Below are 22,696 nucleotides of genomic sequence, written 5' to 3' on the forward strand. Positions count from 1 at the left end.
TTCCCCCCCGGATACGTCGAGCCAATGGATGTCCTGATGCGCCGCAGCCTGTTTTTGACCCTGCTCCTTGCGCTGTGCCTGCCGGTGGCCACGATGGCCCAGAGCGGCATGCGAACCGAGGGGGATGTTGCCACTGCCAGTGGTGCGTACGAGGCCGAAGTGCCCGTCAACAGCCAAGCCGAGGCTGACCGCAACGGTGCACTTGCCCGCGCGTTGAGCGTTGTACTGGGCAAATTGTCCGGCGATCGCAGCGTCATGTCGCGCCCCGGCGTGGCGCAGGCGTTGCGCAATGCCAAGGACTATGTGGCCAGCTACGACTACAAGCAGGACCAGAGCGTGGGCGCCAGCGGTGCGCCGAGCTTCCGTACTCTGCTGGTCGCGCGCTTCCGCGAGGATGACGTGGACGGGCTGGTGTCGGCGCTGGGCCTGCCGCTGTGGCCGCAGCCACGACCGAAGCCGGTGCTGTGGCTGGCCGTTGATGACGGCAGCGGTCCGCGTCTGGTCAGCGTGCAGCAGGCCAATGCCGCGCGGCCGTTGCTGAGCCGGGCCATCGAGCGCGGCTACAAGCTCGGCCTGCCCAGTGGTGGCGCAGCCGAGCAGGCCCTGGCCGGTGCCATCTGGCGCCAGGACAGCGCTGCCGTTGCCCGCGCCTCGTCGCGCTATTCGCCGCCGATGCAGTTGATCGGCAAGCTCTACCGCGCCAATGGCGGCTGGCAGGCGGACTGGGTGTTCGTCGACAACGGCCGTGAACTGAACAAGTGGACCAGCAAGGATGCCAACGCGATGCGCGCGATGGCTGCCGGTGCCGATGGCGCTGCCGACGCGCTGGTCAAGCGTTATGCCAAGGCCGGTGCGGCCACCGGCCAGGCGGGCACCTACCGCGTGGTGGTGACCGGTATCAACAGCGCGGACGAATACCTGCGCCTGGCTGCCGGCCTGCGTGAAGTGGCCGTGGTGCGCAACGTTACCCCGCTGCGTGCGACCGCCGATCATCTGGAACTGAATCTGGAAATGACCACCGGCCTGGCCGGCTTCAACCGCATGCTCGGCGACAACGGCGTGCTGGTGCCGTCGGCGACCCTGCCGGCCCTGCCGACGCCGATCGACGATACGACCGGTGCACCGGCACCGGCGCCGGTCAGCAACGAGTACCGCCTGCGATGATCCTGTCCCCGGAAGCGGAAATCGCGCAGTTCCTGCGTCGGCTGAAGTACATCCTGCTGGCGGGCCTGATCGGCTGGATCGTCTGGCTGCTGGCACCGATCCTGACCCCGTTCGTGCTGGCGCTGGCGCTGGCCTGGCTGGGCGATCCGCTGGTGGACCGCATCGAGGCCACCGGCCGCTCGCGCATGACCGGCGTGGTGCTGGTGTTCGTGGCGATGGTGCTGGTGATCGTCGCGCTGCTGCTGGTGCTGGTGCCGATGATCGAGCGCCAGATCACGACCTTGATCGCCGCGGCGCCGCAGGCGCAGGCCTGGTTGATGGAGAAGGGCATTCCCTGGTTCGAGCAGAAGACCGGGCTGGAAGTGATGCAGTGGATGGACCCGGACCGCCTGATCGAGTGGGTGCGCAGCCATTGGCAGCAGGCCGGTGGGTTCGCAACAACCTTCATGGGCTACGTATCGCGCTCGGGCTTCACGGTGGTCACCTGGGTGGTCAACCTGTTGCTGCTGCCGATCCTGGCGTTCTACTTCCTGCGCGATTGGGACAAGCTGGTCGAGCGCGTGGCATCGGTGATTCCGCGCAACCAGATCGGCACGATCACCGCGCTGGCGCGTGAATCCAATGAAGTGCTCGGTGCGTTCATCCGCGGGCAGTTCCTGGTGATGCTGGCGCTGGGCGTGATCTACGCCGGTGGCCTGTCGCTGGTCGGGCTCAAGCTGGGCCTGTTGATCGGCCTGATCGCCGGCCTGATCAGCTTCATTCCCTACCTGGGCGCGACCACCGGCATCCTGATGGCGATCGTGGCTGCGCTGGTGCAGGCGCAGGGGTTCGACCTGAAGCTGCTGATCCTGGTCGGCGTGGTGTTCACCGTCGGCCAGCTGCTGGAGAGCTACGTGCTGACCCCGCGCATCGTCGGCGACAAGATCGGCCTGCACCCGGTGGCGGTGATCTTCGCGGTGATGGCCGGTGGCCAGCTGTTCGGCTTCCTCGGCATGCTGCTGGCACTGCCGGTGGCGGCGGTGAGCAACGTGCTGTTGCGCTATGCGCACCAGCGCTACCGGCAGAGTGAGCTGTATGCCGGCGAGAAGCCCGCGATCGTGCTTGATGGCGTGATCGACCAGCCCCATATCATCGTGCCTGGCAATGACAAGGGTCCGGAACTGAAGTGATTGGTGTGCCGCAACTTCCGCTGGCCCTGCATTACCCGCGGGACCAGCGCCTGGAGAGCTTCATCGGTGCGCCGGACGGCGCGCTGGCGCAGCTGCATGCCATCGCGGTAGGGGCCAGCCACGATTGGATCTACCTGGAAGGCGCGGCCGGCACCGGCAAGACCCATCAGGCGCTGGCGATGTGTTCCAGCGCCGAGCAGGCCGGGCGCCTGCCGACGTACGTGCCGCTGGCCAGTGTGGTTGGCCGGGTGCGGGTGGCGCTGGAAGGACTGGAGCAGCGCGAGCTGGTGGCGCTGGATGGCCTGGATGCGGTGGCGGGCAACCGCGAGGACGAGATCGCGCTGTTCGATTTCCACAACCGCGCGCGCGCTGCCGACGTGACGGTGCTGTACACCGCGCAGAAGTCGCCCGGCGAACTGGGCCTGGTGCTGCCGGACCTGCGTTCGCGCCTGGGCCAATGCGTGCGCGTGCTGCTGCAGCCGCTGGACGAGGAAGGCCGCGCGGCGGTGTTGCGCGAGCGCGCGCTGCGCCGTGGGCTGGCGATCGACGAGGCCGCCATCGAGTGGCTGCTGTCGCACACCGGCCGCGAGCTGGGGGGGCTGATCACGCTGCTGGACTGGCTGGATCGCGAATCGCTGGCGGCGAAGCGGCGGATCACCGTGCCGTTTCTGCGCCAGGTACTGGAAGAAGGCCGTCCTCGTTACTGAGATTAGGGTTGGTCGGCAGGGCTGCGCCCTGCACCCGCCGAAGCCAGGGCAACGTCAACGTCAACGTCAAAAGCGGGCTATCCGTGGGATGGCGGGGTGGCTCAGGTTGCGGGGGACGGCGCAAGTACGTCCATGTAGCCTCGGTCGCGCCTTGCTCGTGTGCGCTGTCCTGCGCACACGGCAAGACCGGGGTTGGGCGTCCTGCCCAACCCGCCCGAGGCATGCCTCGGGCCCATAGCGCTCACGCCCCCGCAACCTGAGCCACCCCGCCTTCGACAGTTGGCCGCGGCTGTGGGTAGGTGTCGACCTTGGTCGACAAGTAGATCCACGCCATGCGTGGATGCGTTTTTCGCTTTGTGAGCGAAGCGACCCGCTTCTGCTTTTCTTTCTTTCTTCCGTGGCTGGACGCACACGGAAACTGTCAGAGGCCGGGCGGGATGGGTTGCGCAGGGGCGTGAGCCGCATGGATGCGGCGACCGAGCTTACATGGACGTACTTGCAGCGTCCCCTGCGCAGGCCATCCCGCCCGGCCAAGCAAGGCTTCTGCTCTGAAGACGTCCAACCACGAGGGGCTCAGCCGTTCGCCGCCAACTCAACGTCCAGCGCACGCAGGCGATCAACAGTACCGACATCCGTCCAGCGACCGCGATGATGCTGACCGCTGATCCGCCCCTGCGCCATGAAATGCTTCTGCAACGGCACCACCGAGAACTTCGGTGGCACGCGCTCGCTGCCCGCTGCCTCGCCGATCACCGCGCGCCAATCGGCCACGATCGACGGACGATAGACGCCGATGCCCGCATAGGTCAGGCACGGACCTTCGCGGTCGTGGTGCAGCACGCCGTGCGCGTCCAGCCGGTAGTCACCGGCGGGGTGCTGCTCGGGGTTGTCGACCAGCACCAGATGCGCTTCGCCGGCCGGTTCACGCGGCAGCGTGGCGAAATCGAAATCGGTCCAGATATCGCCGTTCACCACCAGGAACGGATCGTCCCCCAGCGCCGGCAATGCATTGAGGATGCCGCCACCGGTTTCCAGCGGGGTATCGCCTTCGTGCATGAAATGCAGCTGCAGGCCCCATTGGCGGCCATCGCCCAATGTCGCCGGAAACTGCTCGGCGAGCCATGCGGTGTTGATCACCACGTCGCGGACGCCGAATGCAGCCAATCGCTCCAGGTGCCACACGATCAGTGGTTTGCCGGCCACTGCCAGCAGCGGCTTGGGCGTGTGCAGGGTCAATGGACGCATGCGCTCGCCCAGGCCGGCGGCGAAAATCAGTGCCTTCATCGACGCGACCTTCAGCGCAGCACGCGCATCGGCGCGGCCAGCTCGGCCAGTGCCGGCTTGATCCGCATTTCCAGCAACTGCTGCAACGGTGCCAGTTCGCGGTAGCGTGGCAGCACTTCATCCAGGTAGGCGATGAAGCGCGGCGCGTCGTCCAGGTAGTGACCCTTGTTGTCGCGGTAGCGCAGGCGGCAGAACAGGCCGAGGATCTTCACGTGGCGCTGGATGCCCATCCAGTCGGCATCGCGCAGGAAGGTGGCACGGTCGGGTACCGGCAGGCCGGCATCGCGCGCGCGCTGGTGATACTGCGACAGCCATTCGTCCACGCGCTGCAGCGGCCAGCTCAGGAAGGCGTCCTTGAACAGACTCACTGCGTCGTAGGCGATCGGGCCACGCACCAGGTCCTGGAAATCCAGCACGGCCGGGCCGCCGTCCACCGGCATCAGGTTGCGCGGCATGTAGTCGCGGTGGGTCATCAGCTGGGCCTGGCCCAGCGCGTTGTCCATCAGCCGGCGGTGGACCAGCTGCAGGCCTTCGATCTCGCCGCAGTCCAGTTCAAGGCCAAGATGGCGCTGCAGGAACCACTCATCGAACAGGCCCGCATCACGCTGCAGCAGCGCTTCGCCGAACTGGCCGAAATCGGCCGGCACCGGGATGGCCTGCAGGCGCAGCAGCTGTTCGATGGAGCGGCTGAACCACGCGTCGGCATTGCGTTCGTCGAGGATCTTCGCCAGCGTCGGGCCGCCCAGGTCTTCCAGCAGCAGGAAGCCGGCGTCGAGGTCCTGGGCAAGCAGCGCGGGCACGCGCAGGCCGTGATCGTGCAGCAGGCCGCGCATGCGCAGCCACGGCGTGGGGTCTTCCAGCCCCGGCGGGGCGTCCATCACGATGTGGCTGCCACGCTGGCTGGTGGTGCGCCAGTAGCTGCGCATGCCGGCGTCGACCGAGGCGCGTTCGACCACGGCGTTGCCGTCGTCGAGCTGGGTACGGGCCCACTGCAGGCGCTGTGCGCTGCGCTGGGGATCAGAGGCGGGTTCGGTCATGCAGGCATATCCGGGCGCGCCGGGCGCGCCAACGTCGGGGCAGAATGAAAAAGGAGGTGGCGGCTCAGCGGCGGCCGCTGAACAGGCGCAGGATCGCCAGCACGACGACCGCGCCCACGACCGCGCCGAGGAAGCCGGCCGGTTCACCGGGCGCGTACCAGCCCATGTACTGGCCGAACCAGCCGGCCAGCAGCGCGCCGATGATGCCCAGCACGATGGTCAGCAGGCAGCCCATGCGGTTGTTGCCGGGCATGAAGAAGCGTCCCAGCAGGCCGACGAAGAAGCCGACCAGGATGATGTAGAGCCAGCTGGTGCTGCCAAACAGACCGTTCATGCAATCAGTGCCCTCGAAGGATGGACGCAGCCTAGCAAGGCCGGGCTGCGTCCGTCACTGCGTGCTGGATCAGCAGCAGCCGTGGTCGCCGTGGCGGGTGCCGCTGTCGGCGGCCACCGGCGAACCGCTGGTCTCGCCACGCAGGCTGGCCGCGTAGTGCTCGCTGATCACCTTGGACACGCACGAGGTGACCTTCTTGCCCATCGGAATGTGCAGGAACTCGTTCGGGCCGTGGGCATTGGAGTGCGGGCCGAGCACGCCGGTGATCATGAACTGGGCGCCCGGGAACTTCTCGCCCAGCATGCCCATGAACGGGATCGAGCCGCCTTCGCCCATGTACATCGCCGGCTTGCCGAAGAAGGTCTGGCTGGCATCGTCGATGGCCTTGGTCAGCCACGGTGCCATCGCCGGCGCATTCCAGCCGGTGGAGGCCTTTTCCAGGTCCAGGGTGACCTGCGCGCCGTTCGGCGGGTCACGCAGCAGTGCTTCCTTCAGCAGTTCGCCGCAGGTCTTGCCATCGGCGGTCGGCGGCAGGCGCAGCGACAGCTTCACCGCGGTATGCGGGCGCAGCACGTTGCCGGCCGATTCCAGCGGCGGCATGCCGCCGATGCCGGTCACCGACAGGGCAGGGCGCCAGGTACGGTTGAGCACCAGCTCGGTCAGGTCGTCGTTCATCGGCTTGAGACCATCGACCAGCGGGAATTTCTCGAAGATCGCGGTATCGACCACGTCGGCGGCGCGCTTGGCCTGTTCCAGGCGCTCAGCCGGGATCTCCACGTTCATGCCCTCGATCAGGATGCGGCCGGTGTCCTGGTCCTCGATGCGCGACAGCAGCTGGCGCAGCAGGCGGAAGCTGGACGGCACCACGCCGGAGGCATCACCGGAGTGCACGCCTTCGTTGAGCACCTTCACCGAGAAGTTGCCGCCGGTCAGGCCGCGCAGCGAGGTGGTGCACCACAGCTGGTCGTAGTTGGCGCAACCCGAATCCAGGCAGACCACCAGCGACGGCTTGCCGATGCGGTCAGCCAGGTGGTCGACGTAGGCCGGCAGGTCGTAGCTGCCCGACTCTTCACAGGCTTCGATCAGCACCACGCAGCGGGCGTGCGGCAGGCCCTGGGCCTGCAGCGCCAGCACCGCGGCCAGCGAGCCGAAGATGGCGTAACCGTCATCGGCGCCGCCACGGCCATACAGCTTGTCGCCGCGCAGGACCGGGGTCCACGGGCCGAGGTCGTCGTCCCAGCCGGTCATCTCCGGCTGCTTGTCCAGGTGGCCGTAGAGCAGGATGGTGTCGTCGCCGGTTTCGGTGCCGGTAGCCGGAATTTCCAGCAGAATCAGCGGGGTACGGCCTTCCAGACGGACCACTTCGACCTTCAGACCGGGCAGTTCCTGCGCCTTGGCCCAGGTTTCCATCAGGGTGACCGCCTGCTCCATGTAGCCGTTCTGCACCCAGTTGGCGTCGAACATCGGCGACTTGTTGGGAATGCGGATGTAGTCGACCAACTGCGGGACGATTTCGCTGTCCCACTTGTCATTGACGAATTGGCCGAGCTTGGCGCTGTCCATCTGAAACTCCGGTTGCATGGCTGATCCGCCCATTCTACGCCTCGGCCAAGGGTAGGGTTTTCCCTACATCACGTCGGGTATTTGGCTGGCTTTTAGAAATCCGTGAACCCGATACGCTGTGTGCATGTGGTGACGGACACTGTTTCGACCGACGGGATTGCCGGTCGGGACGGTCAGAACCACAAGGAGATACACGTCGTGCCTTGGTTTGTCGTGTTTAGGGCGCTGGTACTGGGAATGTGGATCGCGGCGGCGCAAGCTGCCGAGCCGATCGACATCAACCGGGCCGATGCCCAGGCGCTGCAGCAGGGATTGACGATGGTCGGGGCCACCAAGGCCGCGGCAATCGTTGAGCACCGGCGCAGACACGGCCCGTTTCACCGCGTCGAGGACCTGACGCAGGTGAAGGGGATAGGGACATCGATCGTCGAACGGAATCGACGGCGGATCACCGTTGGCAACACGAAGTTGCCTGCGGATCCGGTACCCGGATCGGTACCGGTGCGAACCGTACCCAGGCGCTGACAACAGGAAACGTCGGGACCGGCAGGATGCAGGTCCATTGGCTACGGACAGGATGCCCGTAACCACCGACCGTCGCAGGGATGCGGCACCAATCACCAGGATGGTGGCATCACAGACCTGTGGAAGGGGCTGAGATACAAACAGGACAGACGCGGCCGCGTGCAGGATGCAACGCCGCCCCCGCTTCGCAGGATGCGAGGGGGTGGCAGCAGGCCGACAGGGACGTGACGATTGCCCGGTACGACACATGGCTGTGTCGCCGGGCAATTTCTTTTGGCGCAGCCACCACGCGCGCATGGTGTACGGTGAGGCCTTCGCATGGAATGGAATCGGCTGGATGCACCTGCACCGTTTGACCCTGATGCTCGCCGCCGCGCTGGCACTGCCCTGCGCCGCGCACGCGGCCGCACCCTCCAAGCCGGTCGCGGCGACGACTTCCGAAGTGCGCGGGCCGACCGACCTCAAGCCCGGCGAGTACCTGTGGCATCCGGAAGTTTCGCCGGCTGGCCCGATCGTGCTGGTGGTGAGCCTGGATGAGCAACGCGCCTACGTGTACCGCAACGGCATCGCCATCGGCCTGACCACGATCAGCTCGGGCAAGACCGGCCATGAGACGCCGACCGGTGTGTTCACCATCCTGCAGAAGGACAAGGACCACCATTCCAACCTCTACAACAGCGCACCCATGCCGTACATGCAGCGGCTGACCTGGGACGGCATCGCGCTGCACGGCGGCAGCCTGCCCGGGCACCCGGCCTCGCATGGCTGCGTGCGCCTGCCGCAGGCCTTCGCCCAGAAGCTGTTCAGCGAAACCAAGCGCGGCGATACGGTGGTCGTGGCCGATGCCAAGAGCGCGCCGATGACGCTGGCCTATCCGGCGGTGCTGGCGCCGGTGAATGCACGCGGACAGGCCCTGCCGGAAGGCGAGGCTGGCGCCCCGGACAAGGCGTGGTGGGATGATGCGGCCGCCCCCAGCGGGCAGGTCGGCATCCTGGTCAGCCTGCACGACCAGCGCCTGTACGTGCTGCGCGATGGCGTGATGATCGGCGAGTCGCCATTGAAGGCCGACGCGCTGCCGGCGTTCCAGGGCACCACCCTGTTCGTGATGGGCCAGGGCTACAGCGATACCCCCAGCCCGCTTGATGCGCAGCAGCGCCTGCACCAGTGGACGGCCTATCCGCTGCTGGGCCAGGACCGCGCCCAGGCCACGCCGGACCTGCTGGCCACGCCGTCGTTGCCGATGGCACTGCCGGCCGATTTCGCCCGCCAGCTGTACCAGGTGCTGGTGCCGGGCACGACCCTGCTGGTGACCTCGCTGCCGGCGGTGCGCCCAAGCGCGGCTGAATCGGGAATGCAGCCGGTCTTGGAATCGGAGCCGCCAGCGTCCACCCTCAAGGGATCCTGAGCCCTCCCTACGTGCCCATGTCTGCTTTCCGCCTGTGCCGGCTGGCCGCCCTTGGCCTGCTGGCGACCACTGCCAGCGCCCCGGCCGGGGCACAGACGCCTGTTGCCGCGATCAGCGCCGATGATCTCGCTGCGCAGCTGGCCCGCAGCGCGCCCAAGGCTGACCGCCGGGTGCTGCAGTTGGCCGCCCACGCCATGCGCTGCGCCCTGCAGCGGCCGGAACTGGGTGTCAGCGGCGAACGCCTGAGCGTGATCGATTACTCGCGGCCATCCACCGAGCCGCGGATGTGGGTGTTCGACCTGGCCCGCCAGCGGCTGTTGTTCGAGGAATGGGTGGCGCACGGCCGCAACAGCGGCGAGAACCGCACCGAGCATTTTTCCAACCGCGATGGCAGCTTCATGTCCAGCCTCGGCGCGTTCACCGCGCAGGAAACCTACATGGGCGGCAACGGCTATTCGCTGCGCCTGGCGGGGTTGGAGCCGGGTTTCAATGACCGTGCACGCGAGCGCGCCATCGTCATCCACGGTGCGCCGTATGTGAATCCCTCCACCGCGCAGTTGCAGGGGCGGTTGGGGCGCAGCCTCGGCTGCCCAGCGGTGCGGTTGTCGGTGGCCAGGCCGCTGATCGACGCGCTGCGTGGCGGCACGATGGTGTTCGCGTATTACCCCGACCAGGATTGGCTCAAGCACTCGCAGCTGCTGGGTGGCGATTGCGGTACGTCCGCGGGTCTTGCAACGCGGTGATGCGCTGTGGCGCGCGGCATGATGCAATGCGCGCATGAACATCGACTCCCTGCTGCAGACCCCGAGCCAGGTGATTTCCAGCCTGGATTACCGCCGCGAACGCTGGCGCAACGGCCTCGGCTGGACCCGCGAGATCCTGCGGTTGCCAGCGCAGGGCGATGACTGGGCATTGCGCCTGTCAGTGGCCGAAATCGAACAGGACGCCGCGTTTTCCGCGTTCCCCGGTGTCGAGCGCGAACTGGTGTTGTTGCAGGGCAATGGCGTGCGCCTGCGTTTCGAGGACGGCCGCGTCGCCGAGGTGCTGCCACCGCATGGGCGCGTGCGTTTTGCCGGCGAAGCCGCGTTGCACGGCGAGCTGGTCGACGGCACCACCCACGATTTCAACCTGATGTGGAAGCGCGAGCTGCTGCAGGCCGAGCTGCTGCACCGGCCGCTGGTCGGGCCGATGTTCTTCTTCTGCGAGCCGGGTGTGGCGTGGGCCCTGCACCTGTTGGGTGGGCAGGCCACGTTTGGTGCGGACAGTGGATTGCCTGCGATGCAGGGCGGCGATACCGCGTGGTTGGCGGCCGGTGAACGTCAGCGGCATGCGCTGCAGGGCGGCGGGGAGTTGCTGGCGATACGGGTGAGCGCCGCGGGCGGCTGAGCCAGCGTCGGCGCCCGGAGGCAATCATCCACGCATGGCGTGGATGCGGTTGTGTAGAGCCGAGCCCATGCTCGGCTGCGGTTGGGGTCAGAGCCCTTTCCTGCGGAAAGGGATCCGACCCCGATGGTTCGCTCAATACACATCGCGCCGGTAACGACCGGCCAGCAGCAGCGCTTCCTTGCCGTCGGCACCGAGCACCTGCTCGATCACCGCATCCACTGCCGGGGCCATGCCCTGCAGGCTGCCGCAGACCAGGATCGTTGCGCCTTCATCGATCCACTGCCGCAGCGTGGCCGCTTCGGCCAGCAGGCGATCCTGTACGTAGCGGTGTGCGCCGCCATCACGGCTGAATACCGTATCCAGGCGGGTCAGCGTGCCGTTGGCGAGCATCGCCTGCAGCTCATCGCCGAAGTGGAAATCATGCGCGGCCGAGCGTTCGCCGAACAACAACCAGGTGCGACCGCCGCCAACACGTGCGCGCTCGTGCAGGTGTGCACGCAGGCCGGCGATACCGGTGCCGTTGCCGATCAGCAGCAGCGGAACATCGATGGCGACGCCGTGGAAATTCTCGTTGCGGCGCAGGCGCATCTGCACCGGCTCGCCGACGACGGCGTGGTCGCACAGCCAGCCACTGCCAACGCCCGGTGTGCCATCGGCACGCAGCTGACGGCGCAGCAGAAGCTCCACCGCACCGTCGTCCATCACTGAGGCGATGGAATATTCGCGATGCGGCAGTGGCTGCAGTGCCGCCAACAAGCCAGGCAGATCGCCCGCAGCAACCAAGGAGGGCAGATGCGAGCGTGCAACGCGGGCGAGCAGCGTATTCCCGTCGTCCAACACAGTGTTGGCATCGAAGCCCTGCGCCTGCAGCCAGTCGCGCCTGCTCTGTTCGGCGTGCTGGGGTCCGACCTCGGCGATGTCGCCCGCCTGCCAGTGCGCGCTGCTGTCGGTCGGTGGCTGCAGGCGCAGCCGGTAGACGGGGCCACCGACGCTGCCGGGGTTGAGGTGGCTGCGCTGCAGCAGCGTCCACGGCTGGTACTGGGCCGGTGTCCAATCGGGCAGTTCGCTGGCGTCGCCGCCGAGCTGGCCGAGCAGCTGCTGCCAGTGGCGCAGGGCGGCCGGGTCGGCGTTGTCGACTTCAATGGCATCGAACAGCGGATGCGCGCCATGCTGACGCAGCCAGTCGTGCAGTTGGTGGCCGAACGCGCAGAAATGCCCGTAGCTGCGATCACCCAGCGCGAGTACGCCGTACTGCAGGTGGCCCAGGGGCGGCGGCGTTGTCATCACCTGGCGCAGGAAGGGCAGGGCGTGGTCGGGTGCATCGCCTTCGCCGGTGGTGCTGACGATGAACAGTGCACGCGCGCTGCCCGCCAGCAGGGGCGCATCCACTTCGTGCAGACCGCGCAGGCGCACCGGCACGCCGGCCGAGCGCAGGGCCTGCGCACTGCGCTCGGCCAGTTCGCGGGCAAAGCCGGTCTGGCTGGACCAGACCAGCAGCATCGGTTGGTCGCCGCCTTCGGTCGTGTCATCGCGTGGACGGCTGCGCCACCACACCACGGTGCACGCCAGTGAATACAGCGCGGTGGCGGCCAGTGCGATACCCCACTGCCGCGACGGCGGCGCACCCTGCCACCACGCTTCGCCAAGGTGCAGGCGCAGCAGGGCGAAGCCGATCACTGCCAGCAGGACCAGCACTGCGACGTTGCCAAGGGTTGCGCGCGAGAAACGAGTGCTCATGCGGCCTGCTCATCCAGCAGCCGCTGGAAGGCGCTGCTGAGGGTTTCGCGTGGGCCATCGGCGGCGCGTTCGAGGTAGCGCGCGGCCAGCCCTTCGCGCTCTGCCAGCGCGATGCCCGCGTCGCGACCGAGCACGGTCAGTGCGGTGGCCCAGGCGTCAGCGTGCATCGCGTCGTCGGCGACCACGGTGACCGCGGCTGCGACCTGTCGCACCGGCGTGCCGCTGCGTGGGTCGAGGCTGTGACTGTAGGCAACGCCATCGTCCTGATACTGGTGCCAGCGATCGCCGGAGGTCGCCACTGCCTTCCCTTCCAGCGCGAGGACACGTGGTGGCGTATCGGTGTGGGCATCTTCTTCCGGCGCCGACTCCACCAGCACGCGCCACGGCTGGCCGTCGGGCTTGCGGCCGTAGCCCGCCAGCTCGCCACCGACTTCAATCAGTGCGGCATCGACACCTTGGCTGCGCAGCCAGGCGGCGACGTGGTCGACACCGAAGCCCTTGGCGATCGCCGAGAGATCCAGTTCCAGGCCGCCGGGTTGCAGCAGCGCATCGTCCTGCCAGTGCAGGTGTTGCCAGCCGCAGCGTGCACGGGCTGCCTGCAACGTGGTGGCATCGGGGGCACGCCGTGCGCCGGCATGCGCACCGAAGCCCCACAGCGCCACCAGTGGGCCGATGGTCGGGTCGAAGGCACCACCGCTGGCGGCGGCGATGGCCTGCGCGCAGGCCAGTACATGGCGCGTTTCGGCGGGCAGTACGCAGTAGCGACCCGCGTCGGCGCGGTTGTAGCGGCTCAGGTCAGAGCCCGCTTCCCACGTGCTCATCTGCGCGACCACTTCATCCAGGCGGGCCTGGATGCCCGCATGCAGCGGATGCAGGTCGCGCTGACGCGGTGCCACCAGCGACACGCTCCAGGTGGTGCCCATGGTGGTGCCGCCCAGCCGGGCGATGTCGAGTGCGGTAGAGGTCATCGGCATGCGTGGCAGGCTGCGATACCCGGGCGCGCCGGGTGTCGCAGCGATGCGTTTACTGCGGCAGTACTTCCAGCGTGGCGACGTAGCTGAGGCGACGCTTGGCGGCTTGCTTGACCGACGTCTTCTTGTCCTCGGTGCCGGTTTCCAGCCAGTACATGCCGGCTTCCGGCCAGGTCACCTTGATTTCGCCCTGGGCGTCGCTGGTCAGTTTCTGCTCGTCCTGCGCATTGCGGTAGCGGGTGCCACCGCGCACGATCTCGAACTCCAGGCCAGCGGTCGGCTTGCCGTCGACCAGTACGCGGAAGGTGGCTTCCTCGCCGGCAAACAGGTCGTTCGGGTGGCCGACGGCCACCAGTTCGATGCCGCGGTTGGTCGGCTTCAGCGCGGTGTCGTTCGGCGCGCCGTTGGTGACGAAGGTCTCCACGCGGCCGACCGACTGGCTCACTTCCAGCTTCTTCGCGTCCTTGGGCAGTTCGCCGAAGGTGGCGGCGGTGCCGCGCCAGCGCTTGCGCTCGCCATTCAGTTCATAGGTGGCCGACAGGCCGTCGTTGACCGAGGCGATGCGGTAGGTGCCCTGCTGCTTCAACTCGACGTCGAACACGCTGCGGTACTTGCCGGTGGCCGCGTTCTGCGCCTGCACGGTGCTGCCGTCCGGGGCGGTGATCACCACCGATTCCAGGCGCAGCGGCACGTGGTTGAAATAGAACAGGTCATTGGAGACCGCACCGTCGACGGTGATCCACGGCGCGTTGCCGGCGATCACGGTCTGCGAGGGCAGCAGCCAGGCCTTGTGGGCCAGGGCAGAGAAGGGAAGGGCAGCGGCCAGAGCGGCGGCGAGGACGAGCGTGCGCTTCATGCGGAAGACTCCAGTTGGAAGGGGTCGGATCCCTTTCCAAAGGAAAGGGCTCTGACCCCGAGGATATGGCGATGGGGTCAGAGCCCTTCCTGCGGAAGGGATCCGACCCCGCTTGATCAAGGCTTGACGGCGAGGGTGACCTGGCCCAGTTCGGTGGCGCCCTGCGCGCGGCCGTTCTGTGCGGCGGTGGCCGGCCAGGTGAAGGGGATCTTCAGCAGTTCGCGGCCGCCGACTTCGCGCACCGCTTCCACCACCAGGGTGTAGTTGCCCGGGGCCAGCTGTTTCAGCGCCGGCTGCTTGTCGTTGAACGACAGCGCGTGCTTGCCGGCGGGGCGGGTCGGGCCGGTCACGCCATCCACCGGCACCTGCAGGGTGCGGCCGCTCTTGCGCCACCACTGGCGCAGGTCGGGCAGCCACTTGGTGCCATGACCTTCGCTGTTGCTGGTCTGCTGGTACCAGACCGACAGGTTGGCGGCGACCTTCTGGTCGGCGCCTTCCAGCCACACCGCCACATACGGGCGGTGGTACTCGGCCACGTTGAGCTTGGGCACTTCGACGTTGATGTCGAGGGTGGTGGCGTAGGCCGGCGAGGTGGCCAGCAGGCCGCTGAGGGCGATGGTCAGGGTGACGCGCATGGGGCGGCTCCGGAGAAACGGATGGAAATCACGGTGGAAGTTCAATGGATCAGCAGCAGGGCGATCAGCAGCGGAATCATCAGGCCCAGGCCGACCAGCGGCCAGGTCATGCGTCGCTGCCGCGCATGCAGGTGCAGCAGGAACAGACCGGTGATGCAGAACACCAGGCAGGCCACGGCGAACACGTCCAGGAACCAGCCCCACGCGGGGCCGGCATTGCGGCCCTTGTGCAGGTCGTTGAGGTAGGACACCGCGCCGCGCGAGGTCGATTCGTACTCGACTGCGCCGGTTTCGCGGTCGATGCTCAGCCAGGCGTCGCCGCCGGGGCGTGGCAGCGACAGGTAGATTTCCTCGGCTGACCATTCGGCGGGGCGGCCGCCGATGGAAATGCCCAGCTGCTCGTCCAGCCATTGCCGGGCCGGGCGCGGGATCGGCGCGTTGCCGTCCTCGCGTGTGCCGAGCTGGCCGCGCACGTCGGCCGGCAGTTCCAGATGCTGGTTCTGCACCTGTGGCTTGGCCTCGATCTTCGCCGCATGATTCAGCGTGAGCCCGGTCACCGCGAACAGCAGCATGCCGATCAGGCAGACCGCCGAGCTGATCCAGTGCCACTGGTGCAGGGTACGCAGCCAGAAGCCGCGGCTCTGCTGCTGCACGGTGGACGATGCGGGACGGCTCACGGCACGGTTCGGGACGGATGAATACTGGCCATTACATCATTGATGAGAATTGCTCGCAATTAGATGTCGTTGTGTATCTCTGAAGGGGTAGTGCGGACCGGCAGATCCACGCCATGCGTGGATGAAACGCCGACCAAGGTCGGTATGGGCAGTAGATCCACGCCATGCGTGGATGGAACGGTGCCGACCAAGGTAGGCACCCACCAAGGCCGGGCGGTGCCGACCAAGGTCGGCATCTACCAGGGCAGGGCGATGCCGGCCAGCGGCCGGCACTACCGGTCGCGGCCTCAGAACTTCGCGTTGAGCGAGATCCAGTAGCTGCGGCGCTGGTCCTTGGTGGCGTAGTCGTCCACGCAGTTGTATTCGCTGGGGCTGGTCAGCAGGCACGACTGCGAGACGAAGTTCTTGTCGAACAGGTTGTTGACCCGCGCGTTGACCGTCAGCCACTGCGTCGCCTTCCAGCTGCCACCGAGGTGGAAGATCGTGTAGTCCTCGTAGTAGCGGGTGTGGCTGGCACCGGCGGCATCGAGGATCGTGTCGCGGTAGCGGTCGTAGCGGCCTTCGCCGATCAACGACAGGCTGATCGCATCGTTGAGCTGCCAGTTGAGGCTGGCGTTGGCCATGTGCTTGGCCGGCATGGTGCCGGTGATCGGCAGGCCTTTGCCGGAACCGGCAGTCTGCTCGCTCTTGGTCCAGGTGTAGTTGCCGCGCAGCTGCAGGTTGTCCAGCAGGTCGACGTGGCCGGCCAGTTCCGCACCGCGCGTTTCGGCCTTGTCGATGTTCACGCTCTGGGTGAACGTGCTGTAGCCCAGCGAGGCCCAGCCCGGGCCGATGTCCACGCAGTAGCCGCTGCCTGCAGGTGCCACCTCGCAGTTGGGGAACGTGCCGCCGCTGGCGATCTTGTCTTCGAACTTGTTGATGAAACCGGTGACGTTGAAGCCCCAGCGCTGGCCCTCGTAGTACGCAGCCAGCTCGTAGTTGGTGCTGGTTTCCGGCTTCAGGTTCGGCGAACCCACCAGCGGCAGCACGCCTTGGCCACCGAAGCCGGTGATGCCGGGGAACAGCTGGTCCGGACGCGGGGTCTTGTAGCCGGTGCTGACGCCACCCTTGAAGGTCCACGCATCGGTGGCATTCCAGACCAGGTAGCCGCGTGGGCTGAGGTGGCTGCCGAAGATGTTGTGGTCGTCGTAGCGCAGGCCGAAGGTGGCGGTCAGGGTGTCGGTCAGCGACCAGTTGTCCTCGGCGAACAACGCCCACATGCGGTGCTTCTGCTTGGTGTTGCTGCGGTAGCCGGCACCGTCCATGCCGAACACGCCGTCGACCATGTCGGTGTCGTTGTACTGGCCGCCGACGGTGAGCTTGTGCGCGCCGAAGTCCAGGTCGAGCATCGTGTCCAGCACGTAGCCTTCCAGTTCCATGGTGCGCAGCGGACGTGGCAGGAAGGCCTGCAGGCGTGCCTGTTCGCTGGTGTTGAGTGCAGCCAGCGCGTTGTTGCGGCCGGCGGCACAGTTGTTGGCGGCACCGGTGCGGCGGCAGACGTCGTTCCACAGGGTCTGCAGGCCGGCGCGCTCGTCCAGGGTCAACGGCAGCGAGCGGCCGAGGTTGTTGCTCTTGCTGTGGGTCAGCGAGGTCTGCCAGGTGCCGAAGCTGTAGCGGCCCTGATGGGTCAGCGACAGCTGGTCGCGCTCATAGCGCTGGTAGGCGGTGTAGCCCACGCGCGGCTGCACCACGCGGCGGGTGACGGTGCCGTTGCCATTCGGGTTCGGGACCACTGCGTTGCCCACGCGCCACAGGCTGGCCAGGCTGTCCAGCGTGCCGGTCTGGCCCTCGCTATTGTCGTACTTCTGGCGTGAGACATCGTAGTCCAGCCACAGCTCGTGGTCGTCGTTGACGTGGAAGTTCAGGCGCACGCCGGTGTTCCAGTTGGTGTTGGCCACCGATTTGCCGCCGCCACCGAATCCGATGCTGCGTTCCCACAGCGTGCCGTCGGGCAGGGTCAGTGCATCCCACTCGGGATTGGATGCCTTGGCGTCGTAGTAGCTGCCGCGCACGGCCAGACCCAGGCGATCCTTCACCAGCGGGCCGCTCAGGTACAGGTCGGTGCTGCGCGCATCACCGAACTGATCGTCCTGCTGCACGGTGAAGCCCTGGGTGACCGCGCCGTGCCAGCTTTCCTGGTTGCGGCGGGTGATGATGTTGATGACGCCGCCCATTGCATCCGAGCCGTACAGCGTGGACATCGGGCCACGCACCACTTCGATGCGCTCGATCGCATCCAGCGGCGGCAGGTAGGCGAACTGGCCACCGCCGAAGTTGTTCGGATACAGCTGGCCAGCGTTGCTCTGGCGACGGCCGTCGATCAGCACCAGGGTGTATTCGGACGGCAGGCCGCGCATGGAGATGGTGGCGCGGCCGTTCTTGTCGGTGGCTTCCAGGCCGACGTCGATGCCCTCGACGTCGCGCAGGGCGTCGACCAGGCTGGTGTAGGGGCGCTTGCTCAGCTCTTCGCGGCTGACCACGCTGATGCTGGCCGGTGCATCGACCACCTTCTGCTCGAAGCCGGAGGCGGTCACCACCACCTTGTCCAGCGTCTGCGGCGCGCCGCTGGCGGCACCACTGGCGTAGGCAGGAGCTGCGACGGCGGCCAGCACGGCGCTGGTCAACAGGTGGCGGGACAGGGACGAACGGACACGATGGCGCTGGGCCATGGCAGATACCTCGAAGGATGCAGGACAGCGCGATGCCGGGCGCGGAGCGCGCGCGGCAGGGCAGGGATGGCCCGGTCAGGGGCGGCAGAGGTGAAGCAGGCAGCGGCGAGCCGGTGCAACCGCTCAGGCGGTCACAGCGTGCCGTGGATCAGGCGAGCGGCGGCGCCTGGCCGCGTTGCTGGCGACGCCCGGGCGCATCGGTCCAGGGCATGTCTGGTGCGGCCAACGGCCAGTGCGAACGCGCGCCGGACGGAGCCGACGCGGAGGGAACCAGATCAAGTTCGGTACGCAGCCAGTGGCTGGCCAGCAGCAGTGGCGGCGCCGGTTTGTCAGTGGACTTGGCTGGTGCCGATGCGCAGCGCCGCAGTTTGGCTGGCGCTTCTTCCTGCAGGGGGCCTTCGCCGCCGCGCTCTTCCAGCGGTTGCTGCAGCGCCTGGGTTGCAGCCGCATGGGCCACCGGCAGCAGCGGCAGGGTGCCCAGCAACAGCGTCAACATCGCCACCCACGCCAGCAGGCTGGCCAGCGCAGGCCGACGGCCGCGCATGGCGGTGCCGAGCTGTACAAGCCGAAGCGGGCGGGGGCGGAACGGGCGGCGCAAGCGGAAATCCCTGGCTGGCCGGAACATCCGGCGTCAACGGGGCGTGATTGTAATGAGACCCGTTAGCCGTTGCAAATGAGAATGATTGCCAAGTTGTCGCAGGGGTGGCCTGATCGGCTCAGACCTCGCTCCAGCGTCGCAGCAGGTTGTGGTACACGCCGGTCAGCTGCAGCACCGCGTCGGCATCGCCATCGGTCTGCCGCAGGCGCTCGATGGAGGTGTCCATCTCCCACAGCAGGCGACGCTGCACATCGTCGCGGACCATGCTCTGCACCCAGAAGAACGAGGCCACGCGCGTACCGCGGGTGACCGGGTTGACCTTGTGCAGGCTGCTGGAGGGATACACGATCAGATCACCGGCCGGCAGTTTCACTTCATGCTCGCCGTAGGTGTCACTGATGATCAGTTCGCCGCCGTCGTACTCGTCCGGGTCGGACAGGAACAGCGTGCAGGAGATGTCCGAGCGCAGCTGCTCGCCGTTGGCCAGGTTCATCACCGCGCCATCGACGTGGAAGCCGTAGGTGCCGCCGCCGCTGTAACGGTTGAAGCGCGGTGGCAGGTACTTCAACGGCAGCGCGGCGCTGAAGAACAGCGGGTGTCGCGCCAGTGCCACCAGAATGGCTTCGCCCAGTTCGCGGCGCAGCGGCGAGGCGTCCGGCAGCTGCTGGTTGTGCTTGGCCTGCGCGCCGAGGTGGCCGACGGTCTCGCGGCCGTCGGTCCAGTCGGCCGCATCGAGCCTGCGGCGGATATCAGCGACCTGTTCGGCAGGAAGGATGTCGGGGATATGCAGCAGCATGCGGAAGTCCTCAGCAAGCGGACGGTGCGACCAGGGCGCGCACCTGCGGGTGGGGGGAGGCGGCCAGCTCGGGCACGATATGCGCCATGAAGGCGGGGCTGCCGTGCTGCAGCGCCAGCCGCAGCCAATGCACGGCCTGTTCGATTTCACCGGCCTGCAGCAGGATCGAGGCGTAGTTGGCCTGGCCGCGGAAATCACCGGCCTCGGCCGCGCGCCGATACCAGGCCAGCGCGGCCTGCGGATCGCGTCCGGTGTCCAGTCCATCTTCCAAGTGTCGGGCCAGCAGGTTCATCGACTTGGCGTGGCCCAGATGCGCCGCGCGGGTATACAGCGCCAGTGCCTGTGCACGGTCCTGCGGCACGCCACGGCCGGTGGCCAGCAGGTTGGCCAGGTTGTACAGGCCCCAGTCCAGACCGGTGTCGGCCGCGCGCCGGTACCAGACCGCGGCAAGCGAAGGATTGGCGGTGGTGCCCTGGCCCAGCTCGTGGCAGCGGCCGAGCATGTTCATCGCCATCGGCGCGCCGTTGTTGGCCGCGGTCTCGTACCAGAGCAGGGCTGCAGCGGCGTCTTCCGGCGTGCCTTTGCCTTCCATATGCATCTGCGCGAGCAGCAGCTGCGCCTCGACCTGCCCGGCCTGTGCCGCATCGCGCACGCGCGCAAAGGCGGCCTGCGGGTCGTGCAGCAGCAGGTCTGCCAGGACGTCGGAATCAAACGGGGTGTTGGAAGCCATGCGCGGAGTATCGCCGGAAACAAAAACGGCGGCAGGAGATCCTGCCGCCGTGCGGGTGTTGCGGGTTACATCAGAACTTCACGTTCAGTGCCAGGGTGGCCGAACGACCCGGGGCGATGCTCGCGTAGTGCGAGGCGTAGGCTTTGGTGAAGTAGGTCTTGTCGGTCAGGTTCTGCACGTTCAACTGCAGGCTGATGTTGTCCTGGATCGCGTAGCTGGCCATCGCATCGAAGCGGGTGTAGCTGGGGATCCACTTGGTGTTGGCCACATCACCGTACTGCTTGTCGGAATAGTTGGCACCGGCGCCGACGGTCAGGCCGAACGGGAAGCGGTAGGTGGTCCACAGGGTGGCGCTGTGCTTGGCGGTGTTGGGGAACACGTTGCCGTTGTACGGCGAGGGCACGTAGACGTTGGACGGGCAGGTACGGCCGGACACGGCGCAGACGAAGCCGTTGTCCTTCAGTTCCGAATCCAGGTAGGTGTAGCCGCCGTACAGGCTCCAGGCGTCGGTCAGCTGGCCGGTGAAGCCCAGTTCCACACCGTTGATTTCCTTCTTGCCGGCGTTCTGGCTGGTGCCGTTGTCCACGGTCACGCGTGCGTTGTCCATCACGGTGTGGAAGATCGCAGCGGTCAGGTTCAGGCGGTTGTCGAACAGGTCCCACTTGGTGCCCAGTTCGAGGTTCTTGGTTTCCTGCGGCTTGAGGTCGGCCACGGCGGCGCTGAGGCCATCGGAACCGTCGCCACCGTCCATGCCCGGCGGGGTGGAGGAGGTGCCGTAGGACAGGTAGATGCTGCCGTTGGCAGCCGGCTTGAAGACGATGCCGGCCTGGTAGTTCAGGAAGTCATTGTCGTTGCGCACGCGGGTCGGCGCTTTGCCGGCCACCGGGGTGGTCAGGGTGGTGGAGAAGTCGTCGTAACGCAGGCCGACGTTGATCATCCACTGCGCGTTCAGTTCGATGGTGTCGAACAGGTAGGCAGACGTGGTCTTGGTGCGCTGCTCGACGTCCAGCGCCTTGTCGCTGCGGTACACCGCATGGGTGGCCGCCCACGGATCGTTCGGGTTCGGGTTGTCGAAGCTGGTGCAGTTGTAGCCGGTGGCGGCACCGGTGGTCGGGCACTTGCTGCTGTTGGTCAGCGGGTTGCTGGTGCCCGGGGTCATCAGGTAGCTGCCGCGGGTCATCTTTTCGTCGCTGTATTCCAGGCCGGCGCTGTAGCTGTGCTTCAGCGCACCGGTCTGGAACGCACCGGTCAGGCTCAGCTGGTCGGCAAAGCTCTTGACGTCGACGGCGCGGCTGTTGGTACGGCGCCACAAGGTGCCGTAGTTGTTCGGGTTGCCCTGGCTGTCGTCCGGCTGGGTCCACAGGTAATCGTTGCTGGTGTTGCCCAGGCGCGCGATGTTGCGCAGCTTGTGGCCACCGAAGTCGTAGCTGCCGTCCAGGGTGCTGATGTCGGCGCGGGTGCGCTGGAAATCGCGGTCCACCAGACCGTAGTAGTTGTTGCGGTCGGGCACCATCGGGCGGCCGTCGACCCACTTCGATACCGGTGCGCCGTTCGGGTTGCCGTACGGGAAGCCGCCCGCGTCGGGCAGGTCGTCGCTCTGCATGTGGTAGTGGCTGGCGATCAGCTGCGCCGGGCCGTTCAGGCCGAACGCGATCGACGGCGCGATGCCCCAGCGGCTGACGTTGGCCGCGTCACGACCGGCGATGTCCGACTCGTGCTTCATCAGGTTCAGGCGTGCGGCGATGCCATCGGCCAGCACGTAGTTGGCATCCACGGTGCCGCGTGCGTAGCTGTCGGTACCGATGCCCATGCTGGCAGTGGTCTCGTTCTTCAGCTTCGGCGTCTTGCTGACCAGGTTGAGGCTGCCACCACCGGAGTCACGGCCGCCGTAGGCCGAGCTCGGGCCCTTGACCACTTCCACCTGCTCCAGGTCGAACACTTCGCGGGTCTGCGAACCGACGTCGCGCAGGCCATCGACGAACATGTTGCTCTGCGAGTCGAAGCCGCGGATGAAGGGGCGGTCACCGGTCGGGTTGCCGCCTTCGCCGGCACCGAAGGTGATGCCAGGAACCATGCGCAGCGCATCCTGCAGGTTGGTCGCACCGGTTTCGGCGATCAGCTTTTCCGAGACGATCGAGACCGACTTCGGGGTGTCCAGCAGCGCAGCGGTGAACTTCGGCGAGGACGGGTTGAACCAGCTGCCGCGCACTTGGACCTTGTCCAGTTCGGTGGCCTGGCTGGCGCCGGCGTCGTCGGCCGCCTGTGCCGCCAGCGGCGCGAAGCCGGCGGCGAGGGTGGCGGTGGCCAGTACCGAAACGCGAGGTGCGTACTTGCGGGTCTTGATGTGGGTCATGGGCAGGTTGGCGGTGGCTTGGATAAGGAATGAGCGAGAGCCGGCCAGCACGGCTGGGCGC

Annotated in this window: 21 protein-coding genes; 7 read left to right on the forward strand and 14 right to left on the reverse strand. The window is 67.2% G+C overall.

The genetic code is table 11. The features are described 5' to 3' along the window. Positions 1 to 36: 36 nt before the first annotated feature. From HFK18_RS01035 to hda, 3 genes are read left to right on the forward strand one after another with little or no spacing between them, the layout of a single operon-like run. Positions 37 to 1,164 (forward strand): DUF2066 domain-containing protein, encoded by a 1,128-nt coding sequence (locus HFK18_RS01035; RefSeq protein ID WP_223482051.1) that lies wholly within the window; start codon positions 37 to 39, stop codon positions 1,162 to 1,164. After that, the gene (locus HFK18_RS01040; protein ID WP_100551743.1) at positions 1,161 to 2,333 is read left to right on the forward strand and encodes an AI-2E family transporter; all 1,173 of its coding nucleotides are present in this window, start codon (positions 1,161 to 1,163) and stop codon (positions 2,331 to 2,333) included. The genes HFK18_RS01035 and HFK18_RS01040 overlap by 4 nt, the downstream gene beginning before the upstream one ends. Then, on the forward strand, positions 2,333 to 3,040 hold the full coding sequence (hda, locus tag HFK18_RS01045) for a DnaA regulatory inactivator Hda (RefSeq protein ID WP_180164311.1): 708 nt from the start codon (positions 2,333 to 2,335) through the stop codon (positions 3,038 to 3,040). Before HFK18_RS01040 ends, hda begins: the two co-directional genes overlap by 1 nt. A 573-nt stretch (positions 3,041 to 3,613) precedes the next feature. Here hda and murU read toward each other — a convergent pair. The 4 genes from murU to HFK18_RS01065 form a co-directional block, all read right to left on the reverse strand. Then, positions 3,614 to 4,324, reverse strand: coding sequence for an N-acetylmuramate alpha-1-phosphate uridylyltransferase MurU (murU, locus tag HFK18_RS01050; protein ID WP_180163791.1), 711 nt, complete (start codon positions 4,322 to 4,324; stop codon positions 3,614 to 3,616). Between the two features lie 11 nt (positions 4,325 to 4,335). Beyond that, positions 4,336 to 5,361, reverse strand: a complete 1,026-nt coding sequence (locus HFK18_RS01055) for a phosphotransferase (RefSeq protein ID WP_100551745.1) — start codon at positions 5,359 to 5,361, stop codon at positions 4,336 to 4,338. Positions 5,362 to 5,425: 64 nt separating this feature from the next. Beyond that, positions 5,426 to 5,695 (reverse strand): GlsB/YeaQ/YmgE family stress response membrane protein, encoded by a 270-nt coding sequence (locus HFK18_RS01060; protein WP_089239335.1) that lies wholly within the window; start codon positions 5,693 to 5,695, stop codon positions 5,426 to 5,428. A gap of 69 nt (positions 5,696 to 5,764) precedes the next feature. Continuing rightward, complete coding sequence (locus tag HFK18_RS01065; RefSeq protein WP_180163792.1) at positions 5,765 to 7,258, reverse strand: M20 family metallopeptidase; 1,494 nt, start codon at positions 7,256 to 7,258, stop codon at positions 5,765 to 5,767. A 198-nt stretch (positions 7,259 to 7,456) separates the two neighbouring features. Between HFK18_RS01065 and HFK18_RS01070 the strand changes: the two genes are divergently transcribed. The 4 genes from HFK18_RS01070 (at position 7,457) to HFK18_RS01085 (ending at position 10,574) form a co-directional block, all read left to right on the forward strand. Beyond that, complete coding sequence (locus HFK18_RS01070; RefSeq protein WP_286041725.1) at positions 7,457 to 7,783, forward strand: helix-hairpin-helix domain-containing protein; 327 nt, start codon at positions 7,457 to 7,459, stop codon at positions 7,781 to 7,783. Positions 7,784 to 8,120: 337 nt separating this feature from the next. Continuing rightward, the gene (locus HFK18_RS01075) at positions 8,121 to 9,188 is read left to right on the forward strand and encodes a L,D-transpeptidase (protein ID WP_180163793.1); all 1,068 of its coding nucleotides are present in this window, start codon (positions 8,121 to 8,123) and stop codon (positions 9,186 to 9,188) included. A gap of 17 nt (positions 9,189 to 9,205) precedes the next feature. Beyond that, the gene (locus HFK18_RS01080; RefSeq protein ID WP_180163794.1) at positions 9,206 to 9,931 is read left to right on the forward strand and encodes a murein L,D-transpeptidase catalytic domain family protein; all 726 of its coding nucleotides are present in this window, start codon (positions 9,206 to 9,208) and stop codon (positions 9,929 to 9,931) included. Between the two features lie 34 nt (positions 9,932 to 9,965). Further along, a complete protein-coding gene (locus HFK18_RS01085) occupies positions 9,966 to 10,574 on the forward strand; it encodes a HutD family protein (RefSeq protein ID WP_180163795.1) in 609 nt (202 codons plus the stop codon). 132 nt (positions 10,575 to 10,706) lie between these two features. Here the strand turns inward: HFK18_RS01085 and HFK18_RS01090 are convergent, their stop codons facing one another. The 10 genes from HFK18_RS01090 to HFK18_RS01135 form a co-directional block, all read right to left on the reverse strand. Next, a complete protein-coding gene (locus HFK18_RS01090) occupies positions 10,707 to 12,311 on the reverse strand; it encodes a sulfite reductase subunit alpha (protein ID WP_180163796.1) in 1,605 nt (534 codons plus the stop codon). Next, on the reverse strand, positions 12,308 to 13,279 hold the full coding sequence (locus tag HFK18_RS01095) for an FAD:protein FMN transferase (RefSeq protein ID WP_180164316.1): 972 nt from the start codon (positions 13,277 to 13,279) through the stop codon (positions 12,308 to 12,310). The genes HFK18_RS01090 and HFK18_RS01095 overlap by 4 nt, the downstream gene beginning before the upstream one ends. Before the next feature lie 55 nt (positions 13,280 to 13,334). Further along, positions 13,335 to 14,138 carry a DUF4198 domain-containing protein gene (locus HFK18_RS01100; RefSeq protein WP_180163797.1) on the reverse strand — a complete coding sequence of 268 codons (804 nt, stop codon included), beginning with the start codon at positions 14,136 to 14,138 and terminating at the stop codon, positions 13,335 to 13,337. 116 nt (positions 14,139 to 14,254) lie between these two features. Further along, positions 14,255 to 14,773, reverse strand: a complete 519-nt coding sequence (locus HFK18_RS01105; RefSeq protein WP_032975835.1) for a DUF2271 domain-containing protein — start codon at positions 14,771 to 14,773, stop codon at positions 14,255 to 14,257. A gap of 41 nt (positions 14,774 to 14,814) precedes the next feature. Next, positions 14,815 to 15,450 (reverse strand): PepSY-associated TM helix domain-containing protein, encoded by a 636-nt coding sequence (locus HFK18_RS01110; RefSeq protein WP_180163798.1) that lies wholly within the window; start codon positions 15,448 to 15,450, stop codon positions 14,815 to 14,817. A 287-nt stretch (positions 15,451 to 15,737) separates the two neighbouring features. Next, positions 15,738 to 18,158, reverse strand: coding sequence for a TonB-dependent receptor (locus tag HFK18_RS01115; RefSeq protein WP_180163799.1), 2,421 nt, complete (start codon positions 18,156 to 18,158; stop codon positions 15,738 to 15,740). Positions 18,159 to 18,306: 148 nt separating this feature from the next. Next, a complete protein-coding gene (locus HFK18_RS01120) occupies positions 18,307 to 18,702 on the reverse strand; it encodes a hypothetical protein (protein ID WP_180163800.1) in 396 nt (131 codons plus the stop codon). Positions 18,703 to 18,874: 172 nt separating this feature from the next. Beyond that, complete coding sequence (locus HFK18_RS01125) at positions 18,875 to 19,552, reverse strand: Fe2+-dependent dioxygenase (RefSeq protein ID WP_180163801.1); 678 nt, start codon at positions 19,550 to 19,552, stop codon at positions 18,875 to 18,877. 10 nt (positions 19,553 to 19,562) lie between these two features. After that, positions 19,563 to 20,282 (reverse strand): tetratricopeptide repeat protein, encoded by a 720-nt coding sequence (locus HFK18_RS01130; RefSeq protein ID WP_180163802.1) that lies wholly within the window; start codon positions 20,280 to 20,282, stop codon positions 19,563 to 19,565. Between the two features lie 70 nt (positions 20,283 to 20,352). Beyond that, complete coding sequence (locus HFK18_RS01135) at positions 20,353 to 22,635, reverse strand: TonB-dependent siderophore receptor (RefSeq protein WP_180163803.1); 2,283 nt, start codon at positions 22,633 to 22,635, stop codon at positions 20,353 to 20,355. Positions 22,636 to 22,696: the final 61 nt, after the last annotated feature.

The sequence above is a fragment of the Stenotrophomonas sp. SbOxS2 genome, assembly GCF_013416715.1.
In the GTDB taxonomy this organism is placed as follows: Bacteria; Pseudomonadota; Gammaproteobacteria; order Xanthomonadales; family Xanthomonadaceae; genus Stenotrophomonas; species Stenotrophomonas lactitubi.

Coding starts and splice junctions, on each gene's coding strand:
- HFK18_RS01135 (WP_180163803.1), bottom strand. CDS start 22,635: ATGACCCACATCAAGACCCGCAAGTACGCACCTCGCGTTTCGGTACTG.
- murU (WP_180163791.1), bottom strand. CDS start 4,324: ATGAAGGCACTGATTTTCGCCGCCGGCCTGGGCGAGCGCATGCGTCCA.
- HFK18_RS01130 (WP_180163802.1), bottom strand. CDS start 20,282: ATGGCTTCCAACACCCCGTTTGATTCCGACGTCCTGGCAGACCTGCTG.
- HFK18_RS01075 (WP_180163793.1), top strand. CDS start 8,121: ATGCACCTGCACCGTTTGACCCTGATGCTCGCCGCCGCGCTGGCACTG.
- HFK18_RS01105 (WP_032975835.1), bottom strand. CDS start 14,773: ATGCGCGTCACCCTGACCATCGCCCTCAGCGGCCTGCTGGCCACCTCG.
- HFK18_RS01095 (WP_180164316.1), bottom strand. CDS start 13,279: ATGACCTCTACCGCACTCGACATCGCCCGGCTGGGCGGCACCACCATG.
- HFK18_RS01090 (WP_180163796.1), bottom strand. CDS start 12,311: ATGAGCACTCGTTTCTCGCGCGCAACCCTTGGCAACGTCGCAGTGCTG.
- HFK18_RS01060 (WP_089239335.1), bottom strand. CDS start 5,695: ATGAACGGTCTGTTTGGCAGCACCAGCTGGCTCTACATCATCCTGGTC.
- HFK18_RS01080 (WP_180163794.1), top strand. CDS start 9,206: ATGTCTGCTTTCCGCCTGTGCCGGCTGGCCGCCCTTGGCCTGCTGGCG.
- HFK18_RS01040 (WP_100551743.1), top strand. CDS start 1,161: ATGATCCTGTCCCCGGAAGCGGAAATCGCGCAGTTCCTGCGTCGGCTG.
- HFK18_RS01125 (WP_180163801.1), bottom strand. CDS start 19,552: ATGCTGCTGCATATCCCCGACATCCTTCCTGCCGAACAGGTCGCTGAT.
- HFK18_RS01065 (WP_180163792.1), bottom strand. CDS start 7,258: ATGGACAGCGCCAAGCTCGGCCAATTCGTCAATGACAAGTGGGACAGC.
- HFK18_RS01035 (WP_223482051.1), top strand. CDS start 37: ATGCGCCGCAGCCTGTTTTTGACCCTGCTCCTTGCGCTGTGCCTGCCG.
- HFK18_RS01115 (WP_180163799.1), bottom strand. CDS start 18,158: ATGGCCCAGCGCCATCGTGTCCGTTCGTCCCTGTCCCGCCACCTGTTG.
- HFK18_RS01055 (WP_100551745.1), bottom strand. CDS start 5,361: ATGACCGAACCCGCCTCTGATCCCCAGCGCAGCGCACAGCGCCTGCAG.
- HFK18_RS01120 (WP_180163800.1), bottom strand. CDS start 18,702: ATGCGCGGCCGTCGGCCTGCGCTGGCCAGCCTGCTGGCGTGGGTGGCG.
- HFK18_RS01100 (WP_180163797.1), bottom strand. CDS start 14,138: ATGAAGCGCACGCTCGTCCTCGCCGCCGCTCTGGCCGCTGCCCTTCCC.
- HFK18_RS01085 (WP_180163795.1), top strand. CDS start 9,966: ATGAACATCGACTCCCTGCTGCAGACCCCGAGCCAGGTGATTTCCAGC.